This is a genomic window from Streptomyces sp. AM25 (assembly GCF_058146165.1).
The window spans coordinates 378,657-404,334 of sequence record NZ_JBKIWN010000003.1 but is presented as its reverse complement, the minus strand read 5'-3'; the positions used below and the strand labels follow the sequence as shown (position 1 = coordinate 404,334).

Genomic DNA, 25,678 nt, shown 5'->3' with positions numbered 1-25,678 from the left:
GCTCAAGAGATACGAAATATTCTGTGCCATTGGCACAGCTCCGTAGCTGTGATGCGCGCCTGCACAAGGCCAGTGGCCGACCCGTGCTGCGGCCGAGGTGCGGACCCTCGGATCCGGGCCCATGGTGGTGGGAGCGGCCGCGGACCGGAACGCCGGACACCGCGCCGCTCCCCGCAGCCGGCGACGGCGCGGCGTGCCGGCGCCTGCAGGTGTATGCGCGCCCGCCGGATCGGATGATCACCGTGACGACTTCGCCCTTCGGGTCCGGCGACCCCTTCTCCGACCTGTTCAGCCGTTTCTTCGGCATGAGTCCGGCGGCCTCGCCCCCGGCGGTGCAGCGGGTGCCCATCGGGCGCCTCCTCAGCGAGTCCTCGCACGAACTCCTGGCGGCAGCCGGGAAGCGCGCCGCGGAGGACGGGGCCGATCTGGACACCGCGCATCTGCTGTGGGCGGCCACCCAGGTCGCGCCCGCCCGCCATCTGCTGGAACAGGCGGGCATCGGGCCGGACGACCTGGCGGCCGAACTGCAGGAGGCGCTGCCCTCGGGCGGCGGCGACGGCGAGCCGGCCCTGACGCCCGCCGCAAAACGGGCGCTGCTGGCCGCCCACGCGCTCTCCCAGCGCGCCGGGTCCTCGTACATCGGCCCCGAGCACATTCTGACCGCGCTGCTGGAGGACCCCTCCTCGGACGCCACCCGGACGTTGCGTTCCGACGGGTTCGACCCCGGCGCACTGCGCGAGGGCTTCACCGGCGGCCGGGCGGAGGGCGGTGGGCGGAGCAGCACCCCGACGCTCGACGAGTACGGCCGTGATCTGACCGAGGAGGCCCGCGCCGGGCGGCTCGACCCCGTGGTCGGCCGCGCCGAGGAGATCGAGCAGACGGTGGAGGTGCTCTCCCGGCGCTCGAAGAACAACCCCGTCCTGCTGGGCGACCCCGGTGTCGGCAAGACCGCCATCGTCGAGGGCCTGGCCCAGCGGATCGTCTCCGGCGACGTGCCCAAGACGCTGCGGGACCGCAGGGTCGTCGCACTGGACCTGGCCGGTCTGGTGGCCGGCTCCAAGTACCGCGGCGAGTTCGAGGAACGTCTGAAGAAGGTGATCGACGAGGTCACCACGGCACGGAAGAGCGTCGTCCTGTTCATCGACGAGCTGCACACCGTCGTCGGTGCCGGGGGCGGCGCCGAGGGGGCCATGGACGCCGGCAACATCCTCAAGCCCGCTCTGGCCCGCGGCGACCTCAGCGTGGTGGGCGCGACCACGATCGGCGAGTACCGCAAGAACGTCGAGAAGGACGCCGCACTGGAACGCCGCTTCCAGCCCGTCATGGTGCGCGAGCCCACCGTGGACGAGACGGTCGAGATCCTGCACGGGCTGCGCGACTCCTACGAGGCCCATCACGGCGTGCGCTTCACCGACGAGGCCCTCGACACCGCCGCCGCGCTCTCCGACCGCTACATCAGCGACCGTTTCCTCCCCGACAAGGCCATCGACCTCGTCGACCAGGCAGGAGCCCGCGTCGCGCTGCGCAGCACCGGCGACGAAACCGAGGCCGACGACCTGCGGGAGCGGCTCACCGGCCTGAACCGCGAGAAGGACGAAGCGGTCAGCAACGAGGACTACGAGCGTGCGGCGGAGCTCAAGCAGCGCGTCCGGGAGACGGAGCAGCAGCTCTCGGAGCTCGACGGCGAACGGGCGCCCGCTGCCGTCGTCACCGCCGAGGACGTCGCCGAGGTGCTGTCCCGGCGCACGGGTATCCCGGTCTCCCAGCTGACGGCGACCGAGCGCGAACGTCTGATGAAACTGGAGGAAACCCTGCACGAGCGGGTGGTCGGCCAGGACGAGGCCGTCACCGCGGTGGCCCAGGCCGTGCGCCGGGGCCGCGCGGGCATGGGCGACCCCGACCGTCCCACCGGGAGCTTCCTCTTCCTCGGTCCGACGGGCGTCGGCAAGACCGAACTGGCCAAGGCCGTGGCGGAGATCCTCTTCGGGGAGGAGGACCGGATGGTCCGCTTCGACATGAGCGAGTTCCAGGAGCGGCACACCGTCTCCCGGCTCGTCGGATCACCGCCCGGATACGTCGGTTACGAGGAGGCCGGACAGCTCACCGAGGCGGTGCGCCGCAAGCCGTACAGCGTGCTGCTGTTCGACGAGGTGGAGAAGGCCCACCCGGACGTCTTCAACCTGCTGCTGCAGGTCCTCGACGACGGGCGGCTGACCGACGCGCAGGGGCGCACGGTCGACTTCCGCAACACGGTCGTCATCATGACCAGCAACATCGCCTCCCAGCAGATCCTGGACCACAAGGGCGCGGTGGACGAGATCAGGGACGACCTGATGGCCGAGCTGCGCAGGCACTTCCGCCCCGAATTCCTCAACCGCATCGACGAGGTCGTCGTCTTCCACGCGCTCGGCAGGGCCGACCTGGTCCGGATCGTCGATCTGCTGCTGGAGCGCAGCCGACGCCGGCTGCACGCCCAGCAGGTCGGTCTCACCGTGACGGGAACGGCCAAGGAGTGGCTGGCGAACCGGGGCCATCAGCCGGAGTTCGGCGCCCGGCCGTTGCGCCGCACGATCCAGACCGAGCTCGACAACCGGCTCTCGACCATGCTGCTCGACGGGCAGGTCGGCCCGGGCGACACCGTCGTGTGCGACGTGCAGGACGGTGAACTGACGTGCACCGTCGAGGCGTCCGGGAAGTCTGGCGAGTCGTCCGGGAAGTCCGTCGAGGCGTCCGGCGCGGCGGAGGCCTGAACCTGCGACCGTCAAGGCCATCGCAGCCCCTGAACGGTGAGTGACCGGACCATTGGTACAGTCGCGACCCTGGACCGCCGACCAGGAAGAAGCCTGCCCATGGCCGTTGACGCGCTGGACGCCAGGATCCTGAGGCTGCTGCTGGAGCAGCCCCGGACGAGTGTGCGCGAGTACGCGCGCGTGCTCGGGATCGCGCGCGGCACCCTGCAGGCGCGGCTCGACCGCCTGGAGCGCGACGGGGTGATCACCGGCACCGGCCCCCGGCTGTCCCCCGCGGCGCTGGGCCATCCGGTACTGGCCTTCGTCCACATCGAGGTCACCCAGGGCCATCTGGACACGGTGGCCGACGCCCTGGCCGGGATCCCGGAGATCATCGAGGCGTTCTCGATCACCGGCGGCGGCGATGTCATGACGCGCGTGGTCGCGCGCGATGCGGCCCACCTGGAGGACGTGATCCAGCTGATGGTCCGGCTGCCGGGTGTGGTGCGCACGCGCACGGAGATGGTGCTGCGCGAGCGGGTGCCGTACCGGATGGTGCCCCTGGTGGAGGCCGTGGGACGGGCGGCGGCGCAGAAGAATCCCTGAGCGGAAGAGTCCCTCGGCAGGGGGTTCCGCGGCCGCGGCCTCCCGGCTTGGCATCCTGGGCGCATGGTCACGCCCCAAAATCTTGCGGTCATTTTCGATCTCGACGGAACGCTCGTGGACAGCGAGCCGAACTACTACGCGGCAGGGCGGAGAACGCTCGCCCACTACGGCGTGCACGACTTCACCTGGGAGGACCACTGCCGCTTCATCGGCATCGGCACCCTCGAGACGCTGGAGGCACTGCGGAGCGAGCACCGCATCGAGGCACCGGTCGCCGAGTTGCTCTCCCTGCAGAACCGCCTTTATCTGGAGCTGGCCGCGGCCGGGACCGAAGTGTTTCCGGAAATGCGCAAGTTCGTGGAGCGGCTGCACGCGGCAGGCGTCCCGCTCGCGGTGGCATCCGGCTCCTCGCTCAGGACGATCGAGACGGTGCTGTCCGCCACCGGGCTGTCCGTCTGCTTTCCCGTCGCCGTCTCCGCGGAGGAAGTGCCGCACGGCAAGCCCGAGCCGGACGTCTTCCTGGAGACGGCGCGCCGGATGGGGGTCGCGCCCGGGAGGTGCGTCGTGGTGGAGGACGCCGCACCGGGCGCGGAGGCGGCGCATGCGGCCGGAATGCGCTGCATCGCCGTGCCCTATGCCCCCGGGATGCCACAGGACGCGGGATTCACCACGGCCGGGCTGGTATTCGCAGGCGGGCAGCAGGAGTTCGACGCCGAGCAGGCCTACGCGTGGGTGACCGCGGGCGACTGAGGCGGTCCTGAGTTCTCCTCGTGCGACGGCGGGTGCGATTATCGGCTCACCCATCTCGCTCACCCCAACACGTGAGGAAAAGGTAGCCACATGGAACGAACTGGGAGAAGACCGGCCCGCCGGTGGACTGTTGCCGCAGTCGCCTCGGCCGTGGCCGCGGCAGTGGCCCTCCCGGCGACGGCCGCGGAAGCACAGAGCGGCCCGTCGGGCATAGCCGCCAAGGGCGCGTTCCTGCTCGACAACGGCACCGACCGGGAGCTGTGGGCCAAGGGCGCCGACACCAGGCGGCAGATGGCCAGCACCACCAAGGTCATGACCGCGATGACCGTCCTCGACAGCCCCGGCCTCGACCTGAACCGGCAGATCACCGTCAAGCAGTCCTACCGCGACTACGTGGAGCGCACCGGGGCGAGCACGGCGGACCTGCGCACGGGCGACAAACTGACGGTTCGGCAGATGCTCTACGCCCTCCTCCTCCCGTCCGGCTGCGACGCCGCGGACGCCCTCGCCGACACCTTCGGCACCGGCAGCACCGAGGCCGCCAGGACGGCATCGTTCATCGCCAAGATGAACCGGAAGGCTGCCGAGCTGGGCATGAAGAACACCAAGTACGACTCGTTCGACGGCATATCGCAGGCCGGGAACAACTACACCACCGCCCGCGACTCCGCGGAGCTCGCACGGCACGCGCTGACGAGCGCCACGTTCGGCACGGTGGTCAGGACGACCACCACCCAGCAGAAGGCAGCGAACGTCAACCGCACTTACTACTGGGACAACACGAACAAGCTGCTCGGCTCGTACAAGGGCGCCATCGGCATCAAGACGGGAACGGGCACCGCCGCCGGCCCGTGCCTCGTCTTCGCCGCCCAGCGCGGCAAGCGCACGGTCGTGGGCGTCATCCTCAACGACCCGGCCAGCCGCTACCCGGACGCGGTGAAGATGCTGAACTGGGCCTTCGGCTCCAAGACCCCGGTGAAGCTGCGCCAGTTGCCGCCGTCGGCGCAGAAGGACTGACGGGCCCGTCGGCCCCGGTGTTCTCAGCACCAGCTCAGGGCCGGTTTCCTTCACGGGAGGCCGGCCCTGAGGCGTTCTGCGTGACTATCTGCGTGACCATGGCTCCGGAGCGGCCGTGAAGATGCCATCCATCACGGCTGCTCCCGTCTGGATCACGGGCGGATCTGCTTCCGTCGATGACCCGCGCAAGCACGCCGAGCCTGGGGTCGTCGTAGATTTGCTCGGGTGTCAGGGTGTCCGGGCCGAACCTCTTCTCGACGCGCTGGAGAAATCTGATGACGGTGACCGATGTACCGCCCGCTGTGAAGAAGTCGTCTCCGGGCCCGGCGTGGGTGAGGCCGAGGAGGTCGTGCCACATGTCGGCCAGAACCGCCTCCGTCGCGGTCGGCCGGGCGTGGTTGGCGGGGGTCGCCGGGTCAGCCGCGTCGCTCATGGTGCGGACGCTCCTTGGGGGTCGGAGAGGGGCCCGAGCAGGGCACGGCCGTCGACCTTGCCGTTCGGGGTCAGGGGGAAGGTGTCGCGGAGATGGATCTGTGCCGGGACCATGTACCGGGGCAGCTGGGCGGCCAGGCGTTCGCGCAGGTCTTCGGGCGTGACGTCGGCAGCCGCGGGGATGACGAAGGCCACCAGCGACTTCTCGCCGTGACTTTCGCGCACCGTCACATAGCCACGCTTGACGGCCGGGTCGCGGTTGAGGTGGTGGGTGATCTCGCCCAGTTCGATGCGATGGCTGTTGACCTTGACCTGGTCGTCGAGCCGTCCGTCGAAAACGACGTCGCCGTCCGGCAGTAGGTGGCCTCGGTCGCCGGTGCGGTAGAGGCGTTCCGGGACGCCGCCTATGGAGCGGTGGATGAAGTGTTCGCCGGTGAGTTCCGGCAGCCCCAGATAGCCCGCGGCCAGTCCGTCCCCGGCCAGGCAGATCTCGCCGCTCTCGCCCGGCTCGCACAGGCGTCGGGCGCTGTCGTCGAGGACGTAGAGCCGGGTGTTCTGGATGGGCTTGCCGATCGGTATGGGGGTGTCGTCGCGTGGCGGCTCGTCGACGGGGTGGAACGTGCCGATGCAGGTGCACTCGGTGGGGCCGTAAAGGTTGACCACCCGGCCGGGGCCGTAGATGCGCACCGCCTTGGCCATGTGCCGGTTCGAGTGGGCCTCTCCCCCGGTGGTGATCGTGCCGACGGTCTCCAGAGCTTCGGGAGCTTCGTCGACGACCAGGTTGAACAGGGCCGTGGTCAGCAGCGTGATGGTGACGCGACCGTCCTTCATGACCTTGTCGAGCGTGGACAAACGGATCGGCTCCGCCGGATAGAGCACCGATGCCCCGCCGTTGAGGAGCGCGCCCCAGATCTCCCAGGTGGCGATGTCGAAGGTGACCGGCGTGATCTGCAGCACGCGGCTGTGCTCGTTCAGTGGTCCGTAAGTGGCGCCGTGCACCAGTCGGTTGATGCCGCGGTGAAAGATCGGTACGCCTTTGGGACGGCCCATCGAGCCGGAGGTGAAATTGACGCAGGCGATGCTCTCGGCGCTCGCCGGGCACGGGGGATTTTCGTCGCCGCCCACCAGAGTGCGCGCGTCGACCGGCAGCATTCGGCAGGCGGCGCCGTCGAGCCGTGGTGCGAGGGTGTGCGGCTGGTCGCTCAGCACCCAAGTGCTGCCCGTGTCGTCGAGGACGTAGCAAAGGCGTGCGTCCGGCCACAGGGGATCCAACGGCACGTAGGTGGCCCCGCACTTGAGGATTCCCAGCAGCGCCGCCAGCATCTCCGGCGAGCGCGCCATGCACACGCCGACCGTGGTGCCCGGCCCGACGCCCTTGGCTCGTAACGCGTAAGCCAGCCCGTTGGCAAGCCGGTTGAGCCCGCGGTAGCTCAGCTCCCGGCTTCCCTGGACGGCCGCGACGGCGTGCGGCCGGCACGCGGCCCAGTGCTCGAAGCGCTCCGGCAGGCTGCTGTCGCGCGGATACGGGCACGAAGTCCCGTTGATCGCACGGTGGATGGCAAGCGCGGTGTCGGAACAGTGCAGTGTCTGCATCGCGGAAGTCACGCTCTCAGGTGGCTGGACAGGTGACGGGGGGGACCACTGCCGCCGCGGTGGCGCTCAGCGCCTGTGCAGGCGCATGCGCAGTGAGCGCGGGGCGAGCGCGAGCCGAGGCGCTGGGCGCACGCATGCCTCCGGGAGCGGCTCGAGCCGCCATTGCGCGGCGATGGTGGCCAGCGCGAGCGTGGCCTCGGTCCTGGCGTATTCGTCGCCGATGCATTTACGGGCACCGGCGCCGAACGGGGTGAAGGAGCGCTCGGCACGGGGGCAGCCGGTGTCCTCCCGCCAGCGGTCGGGGTCGAACCGGTCGGGGTCCGGGTACAGGCGCGGATGACGATGCAGGACGTAGGGGCTGAACACCACGACAGTCCCGGCCGGCAGGTGCCGCCCCGCCAGCTCGGTGTCCGTGGACGTGCGCCGGGTCAGCAGCCAGACCGGTGGGTACAACCGCAGTGTCTCGGTGATGATCCGAGCGGTCACGCGCAGCTTCGGTATGTCGCTGAAGTCTGCGGCGCGGCCGCCGAGCACGGAGTCGACCTCGCCGTGCAGTTCCTCCCGCACGCCGGGGTGTTGTCCCAGGAGATGCCAGGACCAGGCCAGCGCGGGGGAGACGGTCTCACCCCCTGCGGAGAAGAACGTGAGCACCTGGTCGTGGATATCTGCGTCGGTCATGCCGTGCGCGTCGTCGTCACGGGCGGCCAGCAGGATCGACATCAGGTCCCCGCGGTCGGCACCGGCCCTGCGACAGTCGGCGATCAGCTCATGCGTATGGCGCTCCAGGCGGCGCCGGGCGCGCAGGAAGCGGCGGTTGCCCGGCGTCGGAATCTTGTCCAGCCACACGAACGGCAGGATGAGGCGCCGCGCCACGCCGGCGAACATGTCCGTGGTGGCCTGCTGGATCTCGGCGAGGAGCGAAGGGTCGAGGTGACCACCGAACAGGGTGCGGGTGACGACGCCGGTGCTGATCGCGTTCATGGTGGCGACGACGTCGATCACCTGGTCCTCACGCCAGGAACGGGTGACCAGGCCGATCTGCTCGGACATCGCCTGCGCGTAACCGGGGAGTCGTTCCCGGTGGAAGGCGGGCTGTACCAACCGCCGCTGTCTGCGGTGGTATCGGTGCTCACACGTCACCAGGCCGTTGCCGCCCACTTCCCGCAGCTTGTCGTATGTGGGGCCGCCCTTGTCGAAGACGCGGTCGTTGACCAGAACCTGATGCATCAATTCGGGGTCACACACCACGTAGGCCGGCCACGGGCCCAGCCGAATCCGCACCAGGTCGCCGTGGGCGGTCAGGGCGGCCATGAAATCCAGTGGTGCCGCGCCGATCGAGACGATGTGGCCGAGCAGGGGAACCGCTCCGGGGGCGGCGCCGACCGTGAACGTGGCTGACATGGGCCCGAAATTCCCTTCCACGCAACGACCGCTACAGAGAACGTCCTTGGGCGCTCACTTGAGAGTGCTCCCGCGTGAGCGGCTCTCAAGATTGCCTTCCCCACTGCGGTTGTACAACCGCAGTATCGAGCCGAATCAGCCTCACTGCCCATTGAGGACCGGCCATTTGACGGCGGCCGACCAATGCACCGCGTTTCGGCCACTACCGACCTGGCTCGTTCCATCGGTTGCCGTCCGGGCGGCGATGCAACTAACTTCCGGTAGCAGCATCGAATGCTCTCTCGTGATGCTGCTCAATCCACGTCTGATCGTCGGGTTCAACGATTCACGGTGGAGGCGGAACATGGCAATATCCGACAAGGGGCAGGTGTTCGATTTTCGCTTCGCTCAATTCGATGCGAACCAGGACGGCCGCATCGAGCGCTCCGACTTCGAGCAAGAGGCAAACAGGATGCTCAGCGCTTTCGGAGTCGACCCGAACTCCCCGCGCGCGCACATGCTCCGCGTCAGCTACGTAGGCGTCTTCGACTTCATCGCGAGCCAGGCGGGCGTCAAGACGGACGGCTCGCTCAGTCGCGAACAGTTCGTCAGCGCGTCGAAGGCAGCGATCACCGATCGCGGCGGGGCCGGTTTCGCCGACGTCCTGGCCCCGTACGCGCACGCCTGCGCGAACCTGTGCGACACCGACGGCGACGGGGTGATCAGCCAGGAGGAATACACCCGGTGGCTCACCGTCATCGGCGCCCCGGCGGGGAACGTGACCGAGTCCTACCGGGCCATCGACACGAACAACGACGGAAGGGTCTCCATCGACGAGTTCATCTCGGCGATACGCAGCTATGTGCTCGGAGAGTCCGACATCAGGATGCTCGGCTAGGGCCGGCGGCCTGCGGGAACTCCCCAGTCACGACCGGGGGGTTCCCGCAGGCGTCGCTCGTCGGTACCACCTGATGGGCTGTTCGCCCCGGCCGCGCGACACGGCCGCAGGACCGGACCTCTCACTCTCACAGGAGCACACCGCCATGCCCACCATCACTGTCGACGACCTGGTGAACCGCATTCGCGACCACCGGTGCTATCGCCACCCGGTCTTCGAACACTGGGAGCGGGTCTCGCCCGACAGCACCGTCCTCGCGGCCCTGTTCCATCAGATCCGGAGTTTCTGCGAGGCCACCCGGCCGGGCCGGAACTTTCCCGAAGCCCTGGCCGCACACCGGCTCTCCGCCGAGAGCGCGCTGCTCCAAGAGATCGTGGAGAGCGAGGAGAACCACGGCGCCGAGCTCGCGACCATGGCGGGACACATCGTCAACCGCGCCGCCGGACGGACCGTCTTCGCCGACGTCCACGACCAGGACCTGGTCGAGAGCGGACTCAAGACGTTCTCCGACAACATCCTCATGAACCTTCCCGGATACGACTCGAAGACCGGACTCCTTGCCCAGACACGGCGGGCACGGGCGGTTTTCGAAAGGCGGCAACAGGTCGGTCTCGACGCCACGCTGCGCAATCTCGGAACCGCCCTCGCGCTGGAGCTGATATCGAACCGCCATCTCATTCCTGGCTGGAAGGCCGCGCTTGTCGACTCCGGCCACTACGGCGTCGCACTCGATGACCCTCACATGCACTACATACAGGAGCACTGGGGCGAGATCGGCGCGGAAGAACAACACGAGAAGAACGCGATCACCGCCGTCGGATCCGTCCTCGACAGCGCCACGGAAGAACTCATCACCGAGGGCGTGGACGAATTCCTCGATTCCGTGACAGCACTGTGGGACGTACTCGACGCGAGCCTTTTGATGTCCGGTCGGCCGATGAACGACCTCGTCTCGGCATAGTCGCCCGCCGGCCCGAAAGGCGAATCGTGGACAGCCAGTTCGACCTGCTTGCGGACGACTACGCGCGCATGGCCGTGGAGAACCCGGTGCGTGCGCACGGCGAGCGCCACACCCTGCTCGACGCACTCGGTGATCTGCGGGGAATGAACGTCCTGGACATGGGCTGCGGGGAAGGGGTGTACACGCGGCTCCTGCGGGACCGGGGCGCCACAGGGGTCACCGGGATCGACACCTCGCGGGGGATGCTGGATCACGCCCGGCGGCGAGAGCGACAGGAGCCGCGCGGGCTGCGGTACCTGCACCGTGACGCGGCGCGGCTGACGGATGCGGCAGACCCGGAGATCGACGGCGCCTTCGACGTGGTCGTCAGCGTGTACATGCTTCCCTATGCGACCTCGCGGCAGGAGCTCACCGCCATGTGCCGGACGGCCCGGCGGGCGCTGCGGCCGGCGGGCGGGCGGTTCGTCGCCGTCACCCTCAACCCGGATGTGTCCACGACACCGGGGTGGTACGACCCGTACGGCTTCGAGGTGATGAACACCGTCGTGGGCACCGCGCAAGCGCGAGGAGCCCCGACAGGGACACGAGGATCCCCGGCCGCCGACGGGTCACCGTTTCGGGCACGGGTCCGGGTCGGTGACGGCTCCGTCATGCTCCACGCCCACCGGTGGTCGGAGATCGCGCATGAACGCGCCCTGCGTGCAGCCGGGTTCGGGCGGGTCACATGGGTACGGCCGAGCGTGTCCGCCGAGGGCCGCGAGCTGTACGGGGACGCCTATTGGCAGAACTTCCTCGCCTGTCCGCAGATCGTGGTCGTCGACTCTCTCGCGGGACCGGCCACGCGAGCCGCACGCGCCGCCGAAGGCCCGCCGGAGGACACCCCATGACCGCCGCCCCCCAGCCGCGCCCCGACCGGTCGCTGAGCATCTACGCGCTGTCCTCCCGCCAAGAGCGACAGGACGCGCGGACCCTGTTCTCCCGGCTGAGCGAGGAGTCCCCCGTCCACTGGGATCCCTACGCGGCGACGTGGCTGGTGTCGGGCCGTGCCGAAGCGGTGCGGGCCTGCACCGGCGAGGAGTTCAGCGCCGTACGCCTGTCGGACGTGGGCCGGAGCACGGCGACCGGCGACCCGGACGGCGCCCGTGAGCGGGTCGGCGACGTACTGGCGCGGCAGGCGCTCTTCATGGACGGTCCGGCGCACACCCAATGGGCGCGGGTCCTGCGCCAGGTGCTCGCGCCCGGCAGGACCGACGCCCTCACCCCGTGGATCAGACGGCGGGTCGCGGAGCTGATGAGCGCCGGCGGGGACCACCGCCTGGATGTCCTGACCGACCTCGCCCGGCCGCTGCCCCTGGCGGTGATCGCCCGGCTGTTCGGGCTGCCGGCCGCCGACCTGGCGGCGATCCGGGAGTGGTCGGACGCGTACACCCGGATCGTCACGGGTGTGGCACCCGAAACCGACCGGACCGTGTACGCGTCGGTCTCGGACTTCACGGACTACGCGCTCGACCTGGTGCGGCATCGCCGGACTGCGCCCCGGGCGGATGGACTCGGCACGCTGATCGCGGGGGCGGACGCGACGGGGACGTGGACCGACACCGACATCGCGGCCAATCTCCTCATGCTCATCGCCGCCGGGCACCAGACGACCACGGGCTTCCTCGCCGGCGCGGTGCTCGAACGGCTGTGCCCGACTTGGGGTCCGCTCGCCCCGGGCGCACCGGGCGACGCAGAGGTGGAGGAGTTGCTCGCCCGTGTCTCCCCGTCACGGTTCGTGGGGCGCCTGGTCACCAGGGACACCGAGCTCGGCGGCCGACGGCTGCGGGCGGGCCAGTCCGTCCTGGTACTGCTCGCCGCCGCCAACTGGAGTGCGCTCAAAAGCCGTTCGCGCAGCGCCGGCACGCTCCCGGCCCGGCACAGCGCGTTCGGCCACGGCCGGCACCGCTGTCCGGGCGCTCGGCTCGCCCGTCTCGAAGGCAGGCTCGTCCTGGAGCAGCTCTTTGCGGCCGGGCGGCACCCGACCCTGGTGCAGGAGTCCGTGCCGTGGTCGGACAACGTCAACCTGCCGTGCCCACTGCGCGTTCCGATCGTGCTGAGCGGCCCCGCGGCGAGCTGAGCAGCCCACGGAGAAGGGAAGAACCGCATGAATGTGGCTCACGTCAGCGCGGCCGTGTCCGGCGCCGCCGTCGACGGCGCTTCCGTCCTCGCCCTGGTGGACGAACAGGTCCGCCGCCGTCCCCTGGCCGCCGCCGTTGCCGCCGTCGACGGCGGCATCGACTACGCGACTCTCTCGGCCCGCGCCGACCGGTGCGCGAAGGCGCTGCACGGGCAGGGCATCCGAGCCGGTGAACCGGTCGCCGTGCAGGTCGCGCCATCGGCCGCGGGCATCGGGGCGCTGCTCGGGGTGTGGCGGGCCGGTGGTGTCCTGGTACCGCTCGATCCCTCCCAACCACCGCTTCGGCAGCGGGAGATCATCGACATCGCCAAGGTCCGCCTGGTGGTCGGAGAAGGGGAGGGCACGCAACCGTACACCGTCATGGACACCGGGAACGCTCGCCGGACGCTGGACTCGGTGCCCGACGCCGCGTACATCATCCACACGTCCGGGAGCACCGGCGCTCCCAAGGGCGTGGTGTGCACCCACGCGGCTCTGGCCAACGTCGCCCGGGCCCAGCGCACCGTCTTCGGACTCGCCCCCGGCGACCGGGTGGCGCAGCTGGCGCCCTGGTGCGTCGACGCCTTCCTCTTCGAGATCGCGCTGGCCCTCGGCGCGGGTGCGTGTGTCCAGGTCGCCACGCCGGACGACCGCCACCCGGGCCCGCCGCTGGAGAGGTTCCTCACCCGCACCCGGTCCACGGCCGCGGTGATCACGCCCTCGGGGCTGCGCGCCCTGCAACCCGACCAGGTGCCAGGACTGCGCCTGCTCATCAGCGCCGGGGAAGCACTGCCGCCCGGCCTGGCCCGGGAGTGGACAACCGGCCGACGCCTCGTCAACGCCTATGGCGTCACCGAAGGCACCATCTGGACGAGTTACGCGGAGCTCGACGAGGAGGCACTGCGGCACGGCGAGTCCGTCCCCCTGGGCCGCCCCATTCCCGGCTGCTCCCTCACCGTTCTCGACCACAGCCTCCAGCCGGTGCCACCGGGCACGCCGGGCGAGGCGTGCCTCGGCGGCGCCGGCCTGGCCGTCGGCTACCTCGACCAGGACGAGCTGACCGCCGAACGCTTTCCCGTCGTCTCCTCGGGACGCGTCTTCCGTACAGGAGACCTCGTGGTGCAGGAGGGCCCGGACACGCTGAGGTTCCTCGGGCGCGACGACGACCAGGTCAAACTCGGCGGCATCCGCGTGGAACTCGGCGAAGTGCGCCACCGCTTGACCGAGCACCCGGCCGTCCACGACTGCGCGGTGCGCAAGGACGGCGCCCGCCTCGTGGCCTACGTCGTTCCCCGCGGCGACGACGCCGCACCGGACCGTCGCTCCCTCACCGCATGGCTGGAGGAGCGGCTGCCCCTCCAGATGGTGCCCAGCCTGTACGTGCCCTTGGCCGCGCTGCCGCTGACCTCATGGGGAAAGCTGGACGTCGGCGCCCTGCCCGCACCGAGTGACGCGGTGGCAACGCAACAGGACCGGGTCCGTTCCCCGCGGTCGGCGACCGAGTCCTACCTCACCGGCGTCGCCGCCGAACTCTTGGACGTGGCCACGGTCTCCCCGTGCGACGACCTGTTCCTGATCGGCATGACGTCCTTGACCATGGCACGGCTGCTGCGCCGTGTGGCCGAGGATCTCGGTGTCGACATCGACCCCATCGACGTCTTCGAGAACCCGACCGCCGCGGAACTGGCCACGGTCCTCGACAAGCGATGCGTGGAGTCGGCATGAGCAGCACCCAGGCCCGACCGACCGAGGGCCACGACCACGGAACCTGGTTCAACTACGTCACCACTCAGCCGGCCCCCCGGCGGCGGCTGTTGTGTCTGGCGGGCGCCGGCAGCGGACCGTCGGAGTTCGCGTCCTGGCAGCATGTGCTGCCCCCGGACACCGAGCTGTGGCCCGTCCAGCTGCCCGGCCGCGAGAAGCGCCTGCGCGAGGCGCCATACACTGAACTGCCCGCCCTCATGGCCGACTTGTCGGCGGCGCTCGCGACCGCCGACGGTGACGCGCCCTTGCCCCTGATCCTGTTCGGCCACAGCTTCGGCGCCCTGGTCATGTACGAATTGGCCCGCCTGCTCGGCGCCGAGCAGCCGCACCGCGTCCACGGGCTCATCGTCTCGGGCCTTGCCGCCCCCGGCCGCCCCGCCCGCAACCCGGGCATCAACGGCCTCGGCGACCCGGAGCTCCTGGACTGGATCCGCGGACTCAGCGGCACCCCGACAGAGCTGCTCGACCAGCCCTGGTTCGTCACCTGGCTCCTGCGTGACGTGCGGGCCTCGTACCGCATGCGCGACGTGTACGAGAAGGAGCACCACGCGTACGAGAAGGACTCGGCCGGCACCGGGCCGCATCTGTCCTGTCCCCTCACCGCCTTCGGCGGCCAGGACGACTTCGAGGCCGACGCCGACGACCTCGACGCCTGGGCCGGGCTCACCTCCGGCCGGTTCCGCCGCCATACGCTGCCCGGCGGTCACTTCTTCCTCCGCGATCAGCGCGCCCCGTTCCTCCGGCTGCTCGGCCAGGAGCTTGGCGAACCCACTGCTGCGGGTCCCCTCGCATGAGCACACCGGCCTCCCGCGAACTCGGCCTCTGGTTCCCCGACGTCCCGCCGCCCACTGAACTGCCCACGCTGGTGTGCCTGGCCGGCTCGGGGGCCGGGCCCGGTGAGTTCCGCTCCTGGAAGGGCGCCTTGGCCAACCGTGCGCGGTTAGCCGCCGTCGCCCTGCCCGGACGGGAGTTCCGTGCCCGCGAACCCTGCGTCGTATCCCTGCCGGATCTCGTCCCGCGATTGATCAGTGCGGCCGAACCCCTGCTCTCCGCGCCGTTCGCGCTGTTCGGCTACAGCACCGGGGCTCTGGTCATGTACGAGGTGGCCCGCACGCTGGCCCCCGAACTCCGCCGCAACCTACTGCACTTATATGTGGGCGGGCAGCCGGCGCCACGCTGGCCCCAGACGGACAGCGGCCACAGCAGCCACAGCGACGACCAGCTGATCGACTACCTGCGCCGGATGGGCGGCACCCCGGAGGACGTGCTCAGCAGCCCGCCGTTCATGCGCCTGTTCCTGCGCGCCCTCCGGGCCGACCTGCAATTCGCCGAACGCTACGTCCACCCCGGCCCCGCGCGCCTGGACTGTCCCCTGACCGTGTTCGCGGGCCGCCACGACGCCGTGGTCGACCCGGGGACGCTACCGGCGTGGGAACAGGAGACACAGGGCCGCTTCCGGCTCATCCACCTCCCCGGCGCACACTTCGCGCTCCGTTCCGACCGCGACCTGATCATCAAGGAAATCGCCCGAGGCCTCCGTCTCGTTCGCTCCACCGAAGCCCCGAGTCCGGCCTATGAGGTGGAACCGACACCCCAGCCGCAAAAGGCCGATACCCGTGGCGCGCCAAGCGCCGCCAGGGCAAGGTGGGACTGAACCGACGCGACACGCCCTGCTCTTCCTGTCCGAGGAGTGCTCCCGAGCCTCCGCTACTTCAGCCCAGGAAGCTCAACCGAACCTGGCGGTCCGGATTATCCACATTGGTATCCACCAGGCACACGGACTGCCAGGTCCCCAGCGCCAGCCGCCCGCCGATGACCGGCAGCGTCGCGTGGGGCGGTACCAGTGCGGGCAGCACGTGGTCGCGGCCGTGGCCCGGGCTGCCGTGGCGGTGGCGCCAGCGGTCGTCGGCGGGGAGCAGCCCGTGCAGGGCCGCGAGCAGGTCGTCGTCGCTGCCGGCGCCCGTCTCCAGGACGGCGATGCCCGCCGTCGCATGCGGCACGAAGACGTTGAGCAGCCCGTCCCGGCCGGCCGCCGCCTGGCGCAGGAAGGCCTCGCAGTCGCCCGTCAGGTCGTACACCGTCTCGGAACGGCCGGTGGTGACGTCCAGGACGTGGGTGCGGAAAGTGTCGGTCATGGGTTCATTCTTCCTCCTGCCCTGCTTCACAGACCGCACCGGCTGCGGCAGGATGAGGCGACACGGGCGATCTTGGAGGTGCCGGGCTGCCATGCGCGTGGGACTGTTCGTCACCTGCGTCAACGACACCCTCTTCCCCCGCACCGGGCGCGCGGTGGTCACCCTGTTGGAACGGCTCGGCATGCAGGTCGACTTCCCGATGGAGCAGACCTGCTGTGGGCAGCCGCTCTACAACACCGGCTACCGGCACCGCACCGAGTCCCTGGTGCTCGGCCTCGCCCTTGCCTTCCGCGACCACGACGTCATCGTGACGCCCTCCGGCTCCTGCGCCGCCATGGTCCGCGACAACTACCCCCGCATCGCCGCCCGCGCCGCGGCCGAGCAGCGCACGACCGGCCGGGCCGAGGCTCTGGCCGAGGCGGCGGCGGCCGTGGTACCGAAGACCTACGAGCTGACCGAGTTCCTCGTCGACGTCCTGGGAGTGACCGACGTCGGCGCCCGTTTCCCCCACACCGTGACCTACCACCCCACCTGTCACGGACTGCGTGTCCTGGGCCTCGGCGACCGCCCCCGCCGGCTCCTGGAGGCGGTCGAAGGCCTCGAACTGCGGGAGCTGCCGGGCGCGGAGGAATGCTGCGGGTTCGGCGGCACCTTCGCCGTCAAGAACCCGTCCGTGTCCGTCGCGATGGGCACGGACAAGGCCCGCGCCGTGACGGAGACGGCCGCACAGGTGCTGTGCACCGCCGACAACTCCTGCCTGATGCACATCGGCGGCCTCCTCTCCCGCCAGGGCTCCCCCGTGCGCCCCGTGCACATCGCGGAGATCCTGGCCTCCACGGACGGAAAAATCCTGTGAGCCGCACCTATCTGGGCATGCCCTCCTTCCCGGAGGCCGCCGCGGTCTCCACCGGCGACGCCACGCTGCGGGCCAACCTCCGCCGCGCCACCCACACCATCCGTGCCAAACGGGCGGCTGCCGTCGCCGAACTGGACGACTGGGACCGGCTGCGCGCGGCCGGAGCCGCCGTCAAGGACCGGACCCTGCGCCACCTCGACCGCTACCTCCTCCAGCTGGAGGAGAACGTCACCCGGGCCGGGGGCACCGTCCACTGGGCGGCCGACGCCGACGAGGCGAACCACATCGTCACCGGCCTCGTGCGGGCCACCGGCGAGACCGAGGTCGTCAAGGTCAAGTCCATGGCCACGCAGGAGACCGGTCTCAACGCCGCCCTGGAACAGGCGGGCATCCGGGCGTACGAGACCGACCTCGCCGAACTCATCGTGCAGCTCGGTGACGACCTCCCCTCCCACATCCTGGTTCCCGCGATCCACCGCAGCCGCGGCGAGATCCGTGACATCTTCCGCACCCGGATGGCCCGCTGGGGCCGCCCGGCGCCGGACGGACTGACCGACCGGCCCGCGGACCTCGCCGAGGCGGCCCGGCTGCACCTGCGCGAGAAGTTCCTCCGCGCCAAGGTCGCCGTCTCCGGTGCCAACTTCATGGTCGCCGAGACCGGCACCCTGGTCGTCGTCGAGTCCGAGGGCAACGGGCGGATGTGCCTCACCCTGCCCGAGACCCTGATCTCCGTCGTCGGCATCGAGAAGACCGTCCCCACCTGGCGGGACCTGGAGATCTACCTCCAGCTCCTGCCCCGCTCCGCCACCGCCGAGCGTATGAACCCGTACACCTCGACGTGGACGGGCACCACCGGCGGCGACGGCCCCCGCTCCTTCCACCTCGTCCTCCTCGACAACGGCCGCACCGACACCCTCGCCGACCGGACCGGCAGGCAGGTGCTGCGGTGCATCCGCTGCTCGGCCTGCCTCAACGTCTGCCCCGTGTACGAGCGCGCAGGCGGCCACGCCTACGGCTCCCCCTACCCGGGCCCCATCGGTGCCGTCCTCACCCCTCAACTCCGCGGCCTCGCCTCCCCTCTGGAGGAATCGCTCCCCTTCGCCTCCTCCCTGTGCGGCGCCTGCTACGACGTGTGCCCGGTCGCCATCGACATCCCCGAAATCCTGGTGCACCTGCGCGAACGCGTCGTCCAGGGCGGCGAGGTCACGTCCCGTGGCGTCCGGACCGTCGTCAAGCCGGCGAGGAAACACCTCGCCGAACGCGCCATGATGCACGCCGCCGGCTGGACGTTCGACCACCCCGGAGCGCTGCGCCGCGCCCAGCGCCTCGCAACCCGCACCCGCCGCCTGCACCCGCGACGACTGCCGGGTCCGGGCCGTGCCTGGTCCGACACGCGCGAACTGCCCCCACTGCCCCCGGAACCGTTCCGCGACTGGTGGTCCCGCACCCGCGGAGGCACGACATGAGCGGCACCAGCAGGGACCGGATCCTGGCCCGGGTGCGCCGGGCCCTCGCCGACGTACCGGCCCACGAGCGCCCGCAGGACCACCCCGTCGCACGCGACTACCTGCGCGCCCACGGGACGCGCAGCCCCGCCGAGTCCGTGGACCTGCTCGCGGAGAACCTCGCCGACTACCGTGCCGTCGTGCACCGCGTCGACGCGGCCGGACTGCCCGCGCTGCTCGCGGAGCTGCTCGGCCGACGCGGAGCACGGCGCGTGGCCGTCCCGGCCGGGCTGCCCGCCGAGTGGCTCGCCCAGGCGCCCGTGGAACAGGTACCCGACTCGGCCGAGGTCACAGCACGCGAACTGGATGCCGTGGACAGCGTGGTCACCGGGTGCGCCCTGGCGATCGCCGAGACCGGAACCGTGGTCCTCGATGCCGGTCCGGACCAGGGGCGCCGCATCATCACCCTCGTCCCCGACCATCACGTGTGCGTGGTGAGAACGGCCGACCAGGTCGTGGACTCGGTGCCGCAGGCCCTCGGACGCCTGGACCCCGCACGGCCGTTGACCTGGATCTCGGGTCCCTCCGCGACCAGCGACATCGAACTCGACCGGGTGGAGGGCGTGCACGGCCCGCGCGCGCTGGACGTGATCCTCGTGCACGAGGACCGTCCACGCGGTGAACAAGCCGTGACGGGTGGGCCCACACCCGCGCGGGGGTTGTGACCTTTATCGGTTCTGTTCGATCCTGGTGCCTCCTGTTGCCCTTCGTGTGCCCTGGAGTCGGCCCATGTGCGAGTGGCTCTCCGCTCCCGAGATCTTCCGGATGAACCGGGAGCCCGCCCGTACCCCTCTCGTCCCGTTCGCAGACCTCGCCTCGGCCCTCGACGGCCGGCCGGAGGCCTCCCCCTACTATCGTTCGCTCAACGGCGACTGGCGCTTCGCCTGGTCGCGGAACCCCGGCGAGCGGCCCGCGGACTTCTTCACCGACGACTTCGACGACTCCGGCTGGGACCGGATCACCGTGCCCGGCAACTGGGAACTGCAGGGGTACCCGGAGCCGGTCTACTTCAACGTCCGCTATCCCTGGAGCGGATACGAGCAGCCCGACCCCCCGCAGGTGCCCACCGGCTTCAATCCGGTCGGCTCCTATCGCTGCGCCTTCGCCGTCCCCCGCGTGTGGACGGGACGGCATGTCCTCCTCTCCTTCCAGGGGGTCAAGTCCGCGTTCTGCGTATGGGTCAACGGCCGGCTGGTGGGCTACAGCGAGGACAGCTATGCGCCCGCCGAGTTCGACCTCACCCCCTATGTGCGCACGGGAGCGGACGAGCCCCTCAACACCCTCGCCGTGGAGGTCTACCGCTGGTCCAGCGGGAGCTGGCTCGAGGACCAGGACATGATCGACCTGTCCGGCATCTTCCGCGACGTGTACCTCTATGCGGTTTCCCCCGTCCACGTCCACGACCTGTTCGTGCGCACCGAGTTGGACGCCGCCTGCCGAAACGCGGAACTGACCGTGACCGCGACCGTGCGCTCCCGCCAGGACCCCCGGCCCGGCCCCCACCGGCTGCAGGCGACCCTCCACGACACCGCGGGCGCGCATGTGCTCGCCTTCACCGGCACGGCCTGTTTCGACGGGTCGGCCGAGGCGACCGTGGAGCTCGCCGCCCGGGTGCCCCGGCCCGCCCTGTGGTCGGCCGAGGACCCCGCCCTGTATCTCCTCACGCTCGAACTGGCCGACCCTCAGGGGCACATCACCGACGTCCAGCGCACGCGGGTCGGCTTCCGTACCGTCCGCTGCGGTCCTGGAGAACTGACCGTCAACGGCCGGCCCGTGGTCTTCCGGGGCGTCAACCGGCACGAGACGGACCCCGACCACGGGCAGGCGGTCACCGAGCAGCGGATGGTGGAGGACATCCGCATCATGAAGCAGCACAACATCAATGCCGTCCGCACCTCCCACTACCCCAACCACCCGCGCTGGCTGGACCTGTGCGACGAATACGGCCTCTATGTGATCGACGAGGCCAACCTGGAGACGCACGAGGTACGGGACAGTCTGCCTGCGGATCTGCCCGAGTGGACGGACGCCTGCCTCGACCGCGTGCGCAGCCTGGTCGAGCGCGACAAGAACCATCCCAGCGTGGTGATGTGGTCCCTGGGCAACGAGGCGGGCCAGGGCGGCGTCTTCCGGACCATGGCCGACTGGGTGCACCGCCGCGACCCCTCGCGGCCGGTGCACTACGAGGGCATGAACGCCGTCGCCGACGTCGAATCGCACATGTACGCCAAGCCTGCGGAAGTGGCCGCCTACGGGCAGTCCGGCAACCCCAAGCCGTACATCCTGTGCGAGTACGCGCACTCGATGGGCAACAGCACCGGAAACCTCCAGGAGTACTGGGACGTCATCGAGGCCCATCCCGCGCTGCACGGCGGCTTCATCTGGGACTTCGCCGACCAGGCCGTGCGCCTCCCGGTGCCGGGCGACCCCGGACGCACCTACCTGTCCTACGGCGGGGACTGGGGCACCGGCTCCCTCTCCGACGGCAACTTCTGCTGCAACGGCCTCGTCACCGCGGACCGCACCCCGCACCCTGCGCTGCACGAGGTCAAGAAGGTGTACCAGCCGGTGCAGTTCACTGCCGCCTCGCCGAGCACGGAAACGGGGACGGGGACGGGCGTAGACACTGGCACAGGCACTGGTGCGGGCGCGGTGAGGATCGCCAACCGGCAGTTGTTCACCGGGCTGGAGGCCTACGACCTCCGATGGGAAGTCACCTGCGACGGCACCCCCGTGCAGACGGGAACCGCCCCGGCACCGGAGGCCGCACCCGGCCGGACCGTGACCGTGGCCCTGCCGCTGGAGCCGCCGGAGAAACCGGAACCCGGCGCCGAATACTGGCTGAACGTCTGCTGCGTACTGCGGCAGAGCACGCCATGGGCCGAGGCGGGTCATGTCGTCGCCGCCGAACAGCTCGCGCTCCCCTGGCGCGGCGCTCCACCCACGAAGCACCGCGCCCCGCGGCTGCCCGCGCTCCGGGTCGCCCGGACCCCGTATGCAGTCACCATCACCGGATCCCACCTCGAACTCGTACTGGACGCCTTCACCGGCTCGTTCACCACCTTTCGCTGTCATGGCCGGACTCTGCTGACGGACGGACCCGTCCCCAACTTCTGGCGCGCACCGACCGACAACGACATCGGCCGCGGCGCCCAGATCACCTCGCGCACCTGGCGGGACGCCGGTGCCCGGCGGACCGTGACGGGGATCCGGGTCGACCGGCCCTCGCCCGGCGAAGTGGTGATCGCCGTCACTGCCGCCCTGCCCACCACTCCGGCGGTCTCCCGCTGGACCACCGTCTTCACCGTGCACGGCGACGGCACCCTGCACGTGCGGCACACCCTCGCACCCGGCACCGGCCTCCCCGACCTCCCGTTGGTGGGCGCGCTGTTGACGATGCCGGCAGAGTTCACGGACCTCACCTGGTACGGGTGCGGACCGCACGAGAACTATCAGGACCGGCGGACCAGTGCCTTCGTCGGCCGCCATCGTCATTCCCTGGACACCGCGGACTCCTCCTTCATGCCGTACGCGCGCCCGCAGCAGGCGGGCAACGCCGTCGATGTGCGCCGCGCCTCGCTCACGGCGCGGGACGGCTCCGGACTGTGCATCCTGGCCGACCCCGCCGCCGTGGACGGCGACACCCGTCGGTTGCTGGAGATCAGTGCACTGCCCTGGTCCCCCTTCGATCTCGAGGACCCACGCCATCCTCACGAGCTGAAGCCCGGGGACGGGACCGTCCTGGGCGTCAACCACCGCCAGACGGGCGTGGGCGGCAACGACTCGTGGGGTGCACCGCCGTTGGAGGCCTACCTGCTGCACGCCGACCGTGACTACAGCTACGCCTACCTCCTGCAGCCCACCCGACCGGCCGCTTCCCGACCTTCACCGTAGGAGAACTGCCTCCGCCGCATGCCGAGTTGTCCACAGACCCAGTCATATGATCGTCCTGACTGATGGCAGACACTCACGGCAGACCGGGAGGAATCCCCTTGGAACCGCCTCTGCACGGCATCACGGTCGTCGCGCTCGAACAAGCCGTGGCAGCCCCCTTCGCAACCCGCCAGCTCGCCGACCTCGGCGCACGCGTCATCAAGATCGAACGTCCGGGACGCGGCGACTTCGCCCGCGACTACGACGGCAGCGTCAAGGGTCTCTCCGCCTACTTCGTCTGGGTCAACCGCGGCAAGGAGAGCGTCGTCCTCGACCTCAAGGACCCGGCCGACCGTGCGCTGCTCGACCGGCTCCTCGCCCGTGCCGACGTGTTCATACAGAACCTCGCCCCGGGCGCCGCCGACCGGCTGGGGCTCGGCAGCGAGCGGCTGCGCGCCCGGCACCCGCGGCTGGTCACCTGTGACGTCTCCGGTTACGGCCCGGACGGCCCGTACCGCGACAAGAAGGCCTACGACCTGCTGGTCCAGTGCGAAGCGGGGCTGGTCTCGATCACCGGCACCGCGGACTCGCCCGCCCGGCCCGGGATCTCCGTGGCCGACATCGCGGGGGCGATGTACGCCTTCACGGGCATTCTGACGGCCCTCTACGAACGCGAGCGCACCGGACGGGGATCGGCGCTCTCCGTCGCCCTCCTCGACGCACTGGCGGAATGGATGGGCCACCCGTATTTCACCCAGGAGTACGGCGATACACTCATCACGCGCAACGCTGCCCGCCATCCTTCCATCTCCCCTTACGGCCATTACCGGTGCGGGGACGGGACACAGGTCTTTCTGAGCGTGCAGAGCGACCGGGAGTGGGTCGCTCTGTGCGAACAGGTGCTGCGCCGACCGGCGTTGGCCCGCGATCCGCACTTCGCCGACAACCCGCTGCGCCACGCGCACGACGGGGAGCTGACAGCACTCATGGAGGACTGTTTCGCCCCGCACACGGCGGACGGTGTCGTCGCCCTGCTCGACGGGGCGGGGATCGCCAACGCCCGGCTGCGGACGGTCGCCGAGCTGGCCGACCATCCGCAGCTGGCAGCTCGCGACCGATGGCGCGACTTCGGTTCACCGGCCGGGCCGCTGCGCGGTCTGCTGCCACCCGTCCAGGTCACCGGGCGGGAGGCGGTGATGGGGCCGGTACCGGCGCTCGGGGAGCACACGGCCGCGATCCGTGCGGAGTTCGCCGGTACGTCGAAGCCGTGAGGCCGCGGCGGACTCCGCACGGGAGCACGGTTCAGCAGCCGTACCGGTCCGCCGTCAGCTCTCCCTGGGCCGTGGCCAGGGCCCGGTCGTAACAGGCGCCCGGTCCGAGGAGGCGGTAGCGCTCGCGCGAGACGCCGGTGGCATGCCGCTGTTCACGGGGCACGTTCTGGTTGTATGCGGCGTCGCCCGTGTAGGTGTCGTCCAGCCGGGACCAGCCGGTGCGCCGTCCGCCCTGCAGTGTGGCGGTGTCCGCGCGGTCGCCCATGGTCATGGTCGTGCGCAGCCGGTTGCCGGCGTCCACGGTCGTCGCGCCGTCCATGGTGTAGGTGCGCCGGGTGCTGGTGACGGTCGCGGGGCCGTGGCCGCGGACGGTCACCGTCTCGTCGTCGTTCCAGCGCGCCTGCAGTGCGTCCGTCGACTCGTCCGCGTTCCAGCGGTGTGCGGAGTTCGCGGCGAGCGTGCGGGTGACGGTCGTCGTGACCCGGCCGTGCGAGGTGTCGAGGTATCCCGAGACCGTGAGCGAGTGTCCACCATCAGCCGTCAGCCGGCGCTCGTCGCCCGGCTGGTAGGACGTCGTGTCGGCGGGGTCGCCCGCCCGGCTCGTGAGCAGTGCGCCGGTCACGTGCGCCGCCTTCGCGTCCTGCCAGACCAGGATGTTGGTGGGGGTGCTCCAGCCGCTCTGTCCGGCGGGCACACCGGCGACCGACACCGCGATCCGGTGGGGACGCCCGTCGTTCAACTGCCCGGCGAACGGCGTGAGGTCGTACTCCACCGGGCGCACGTCGAAGGCGCGCGGGCCCGGAATCACGTACCACAGGAAGGGGTTGGACCACCCGCCCGTCCACACGGTCGGGAACGGTGCTGCGATCCCCGCGAGCTTGCCGTCGACCGTGACCTGCACCTCGCGGTAAGGGCCGTCCTTGGTCTTGCACGAGTACGGTGCGCTGTCCGGCACCGTCAGGTACCAGAACTCCTCGCAGCCGCCACCCGATCCGGTGGCGTACACCTCGGCCACGATGCGCTCGCTGTTGCGCGGCGTGGTCAGCTGCCCTTCGTACACCGCACCGTCGGTGCGGGCGTCCTGCAGCGTGAGGACCTTGTCGGGGGTGCGTGCCTCCTTCACCCGGCCCTGTGCCGTGTAGAACGTCAGGGTCGCCTTGACCTTGATGACGCCGGTGTAGGTCCCGTCCACGGTGTTGCCGATGAGCATCTCGACGGGCTGCTGCTCGTGCAGCGTGGCGGCGTACCGTGTGACGTCCTTTTCCACCTTCCAGGTGATGCCCTGGGGCGAGGGTTCGGGGGTCGAGGTGCGCAGAACCTCCACACCGCCGATGTGCAGGTAGCCGAGCCGGTCGTACTGCCGCCCGGCCACGGATCCTTCGAGTCTCAGGACGACCTTGTTCCAGCGGTGGCCGCACCCGGCGGGCGGTATGTAGGTGTCCTTGTAGGGCGTGTAGTCGCGGAACTCGGTGTCGGCGACCGTCACTTGGCAGGAGGGGGTGTCCGGGACGGACACGGGCGGGCCCGCGGTGACCGGGTCGTGCCAGTGGGTGCCGAACTCGGTGGGCGGCGTTGCGGCGGTGGCCGGGCCCGCGCCCAGCACCAGGCCGGCAGCAGCGACGCACAGAGTGAGCAGCATTCGTCTCATGAGGCAGGAGTGAAGCGCTTCGTACTGCTGTGCACCAGTGCCCCGTTGGCCTGATCCGCTGCGCGCACGGAAAAACCAGTTGAACTCGCCATCCTTGTGACGCGA

At 70.4% G+C, this 25,678-nt stretch carries 21 protein-coding genes; 16 read left to right on the top strand and 5 right to left on the bottom strand.

Translation table 11 applies throughout. The features are described 5' to 3' along the window. Positions 1–233: 233 nt before the first annotated feature. The 4 genes from ACLHRZ_RS05790 to ACLHRZ_RS05775 all read left to right on the top strand — a co-directional run bounded on the left by ACLHRZ_RS05790 (position 234) and on the right by ACLHRZ_RS05775 (position 5,102). Positions 234–2,750, top strand: coding sequence for an ATP-dependent Clp protease ATP-binding subunit (locus tag ACLHRZ_RS05790; protein ID WP_490417153.1), 2,517 nt, complete (start codon positions 234–236; stop codon positions 2,748–2,750). Positions 2,751–2,849: 99 nt separating this feature from the next. Continuing rightward, on the top strand, positions 2,850–3,335 hold the full coding sequence (locus ACLHRZ_RS05785; protein WP_490417152.1) for an Lrp/AsnC family transcriptional regulator: 486 nt from the start codon (positions 2,850–2,852) through the stop codon (positions 3,333–3,335). A 63-nt stretch (positions 3,336–3,398) separates the two neighbouring features. After that, complete coding sequence (locus ACLHRZ_RS05780) at positions 3,399–4,085, top strand: HAD family hydrolase (RefSeq protein WP_490417151.1); 687 nt, start codon at positions 3,399–3,401, stop codon at positions 4,083–4,085. A 90-nt stretch (positions 4,086–4,175) separates the two neighbouring features. Beyond that, on the top strand, positions 4,176–5,102 hold the full coding sequence (locus tag ACLHRZ_RS05775; protein WP_490417150.1) for a D-alanyl-D-alanine carboxypeptidase family protein: 927 nt from the start codon (positions 4,176–4,178) through the stop codon (positions 5,100–5,102). Positions 5,103–5,136: 34 nt separating this feature from the next. On the opposite strand, the gene ACLHRZ_RS05770 is transcribed toward ACLHRZ_RS05775, so the two are convergent. From ACLHRZ_RS05770 to ACLHRZ_RS05760, 3 genes are all read right to left on the bottom strand, one after another. Then, the gene (locus tag ACLHRZ_RS05770) at positions 5,137–5,535 is read right to left on the bottom strand and encodes a phosphopantetheine-binding protein (RefSeq protein WP_490417149.1); all 399 of its coding nucleotides are present in this window, start codon (positions 5,533–5,535) and stop codon (positions 5,137–5,139) included. After that, the gene (locus ACLHRZ_RS05765) at positions 5,532–7,127 is read right to left on the bottom strand and encodes an amino acid adenylation domain-containing protein (RefSeq protein WP_490417148.1); all 1,596 of its coding nucleotides are present in this window, start codon (positions 7,125–7,127) and stop codon (positions 5,532–5,534) included. The genes ACLHRZ_RS05770 and ACLHRZ_RS05765 overlap by 4 nt, the downstream gene beginning before the upstream one ends. A gap of 66 nt (positions 7,128–7,193) precedes the next feature. Then, the gene (locus ACLHRZ_RS05760; protein ID WP_490417147.1) at positions 7,194–8,528 is read right to left on the bottom strand and encodes a cytochrome P450; all 1,335 of its coding nucleotides are present in this window, start codon (positions 8,526–8,528) and stop codon (positions 7,194–7,196) included. 343 nt (positions 8,529–8,871) lie between these two features. Between ACLHRZ_RS05760 and ACLHRZ_RS05755 the strand changes: the two genes are divergently transcribed. The 7 genes from ACLHRZ_RS05755 to ACLHRZ_RS05725 all read left to right on the top strand — a co-directional run bounded on the left by ACLHRZ_RS05755 (position 8,872) and on the right by ACLHRZ_RS05725 (position 15,939). After that, complete coding sequence (locus ACLHRZ_RS05755; protein WP_490417146.1) at positions 8,872–9,405, top strand: EF-hand domain-containing protein; 534 nt, start codon at positions 8,872–8,874, stop codon at positions 9,403–9,405. Between the two features lie 145 nt (positions 9,406–9,550). Next, entirely contained in the window at positions 9,551–10,366 is an 816-nt protein-coding gene (locus ACLHRZ_RS05750) for a hypothetical protein (protein WP_490417145.1), read from the top strand. 26 nt (positions 10,367–10,392) lie between these two features. Beyond that, on the top strand, positions 10,393–11,253 hold the full coding sequence (locus tag ACLHRZ_RS05745) for a class I SAM-dependent methyltransferase (protein WP_490417144.1): 861 nt from the start codon (positions 10,393–10,395) through the stop codon (positions 11,251–11,253). Next, positions 11,250–12,482, top strand: coding sequence for a cytochrome P450 (locus tag ACLHRZ_RS05740; protein WP_490417143.1), 1,233 nt, complete (start codon positions 11,250–11,252; stop codon positions 12,480–12,482). The genes ACLHRZ_RS05745 and ACLHRZ_RS05740 overlap by 4 nt, the downstream gene beginning before the upstream one ends. A gap of 27 nt (positions 12,483–12,509) precedes the next feature. Further along, positions 12,510–14,246: a non-ribosomal peptide synthetase gene (locus ACLHRZ_RS05735; protein ID WP_490417142.1), complete on the top strand. Its 1,737-nt coding sequence runs from the start codon at positions 12,510–12,512 to the stop codon at positions 14,244–14,246. After that, a complete protein-coding gene (locus ACLHRZ_RS05730; protein WP_490417141.1) occupies positions 14,243–15,079 on the top strand; it encodes a thioesterase II family protein in 837 nt (278 codons plus the stop codon). Before ACLHRZ_RS05735 ends, ACLHRZ_RS05730 begins: the two co-directional genes overlap by 4 nt. Further along, positions 15,076–15,939, top strand: coding sequence for a thioesterase II family protein (locus tag ACLHRZ_RS05725; protein WP_490417140.1), 864 nt, complete (start codon positions 15,076–15,078; stop codon positions 15,937–15,939). Before ACLHRZ_RS05730 ends, ACLHRZ_RS05725 begins: the two co-directional genes overlap by 4 nt. Before the next feature lie 58 nt (positions 15,940–15,997). On the opposite strand, the gene ACLHRZ_RS05720 is transcribed toward ACLHRZ_RS05725, so the two are convergent. Then, positions 15,998–16,420 carry a YjbQ family protein gene (locus ACLHRZ_RS05720; protein WP_490417139.1) on the bottom strand — a complete coding sequence of 141 codons (423 nt, stop codon included), beginning with the start codon at positions 16,418–16,420 and terminating at the stop codon, positions 15,998–16,000. 91 nt (positions 16,421–16,511) lie between these two features. Between ACLHRZ_RS05720 and ACLHRZ_RS05715 the strand changes: the two genes are divergently transcribed. From ACLHRZ_RS05715 to ACLHRZ_RS05695, 5 genes are all read left to right on the top strand, one after another. Next, on the top strand, positions 16,512–17,276 hold the full coding sequence (locus ACLHRZ_RS05715; RefSeq protein ID WP_490417138.1) for a (Fe-S)-binding protein: 765 nt from the start codon (positions 16,512–16,514) through the stop codon (positions 17,274–17,276). Continuing rightward, positions 17,273–18,742, top strand: coding sequence for a lactate utilization protein B (locus ACLHRZ_RS05710; protein WP_490417137.1), 1,470 nt, complete (start codon positions 17,273–17,275; stop codon positions 18,740–18,742). The genes ACLHRZ_RS05715 and ACLHRZ_RS05710 overlap by 4 nt, the downstream gene beginning before the upstream one ends. Then, a complete protein-coding gene (locus ACLHRZ_RS05705) occupies positions 18,739–19,446 on the top strand; it encodes a LutC/YkgG family protein (protein WP_490417136.1) in 708 nt (235 codons plus the stop codon). The genes ACLHRZ_RS05710 and ACLHRZ_RS05705 overlap by 4 nt, the downstream gene beginning before the upstream one ends. Before the next feature lie 64 nt (positions 19,447–19,510). Further along, positions 19,511–22,675 carry a beta-galactosidase, LacZ type gene (gene lacZ / locus ACLHRZ_RS05700; RefSeq protein WP_490417135.1) on the top strand — a complete coding sequence of 1,055 codons (3,165 nt, stop codon included), beginning with the start codon at positions 19,511–19,513 and terminating at the stop codon, positions 22,673–22,675. Positions 22,676–22,737: 62 nt separating this feature from the next. Continuing rightward, a complete protein-coding gene (locus tag ACLHRZ_RS05695) occupies positions 22,738–23,925 on the top strand; it encodes a CaiB/BaiF CoA transferase family protein (protein WP_490417134.1) in 1,188 nt (395 codons plus the stop codon). 31 nt (positions 23,926–23,956) lie between these two features. On the opposite strand, the gene ACLHRZ_RS05690 is transcribed toward ACLHRZ_RS05695, so the two are convergent. Next, positions 23,957–25,573, bottom strand: coding sequence for a peptide-N4-asparagine amidase (locus ACLHRZ_RS05690; protein WP_490417133.1), 1,617 nt, complete (start codon positions 25,571–25,573; stop codon positions 23,957–23,959). Positions 25,574–25,678: the final 105 nt, after the last annotated feature.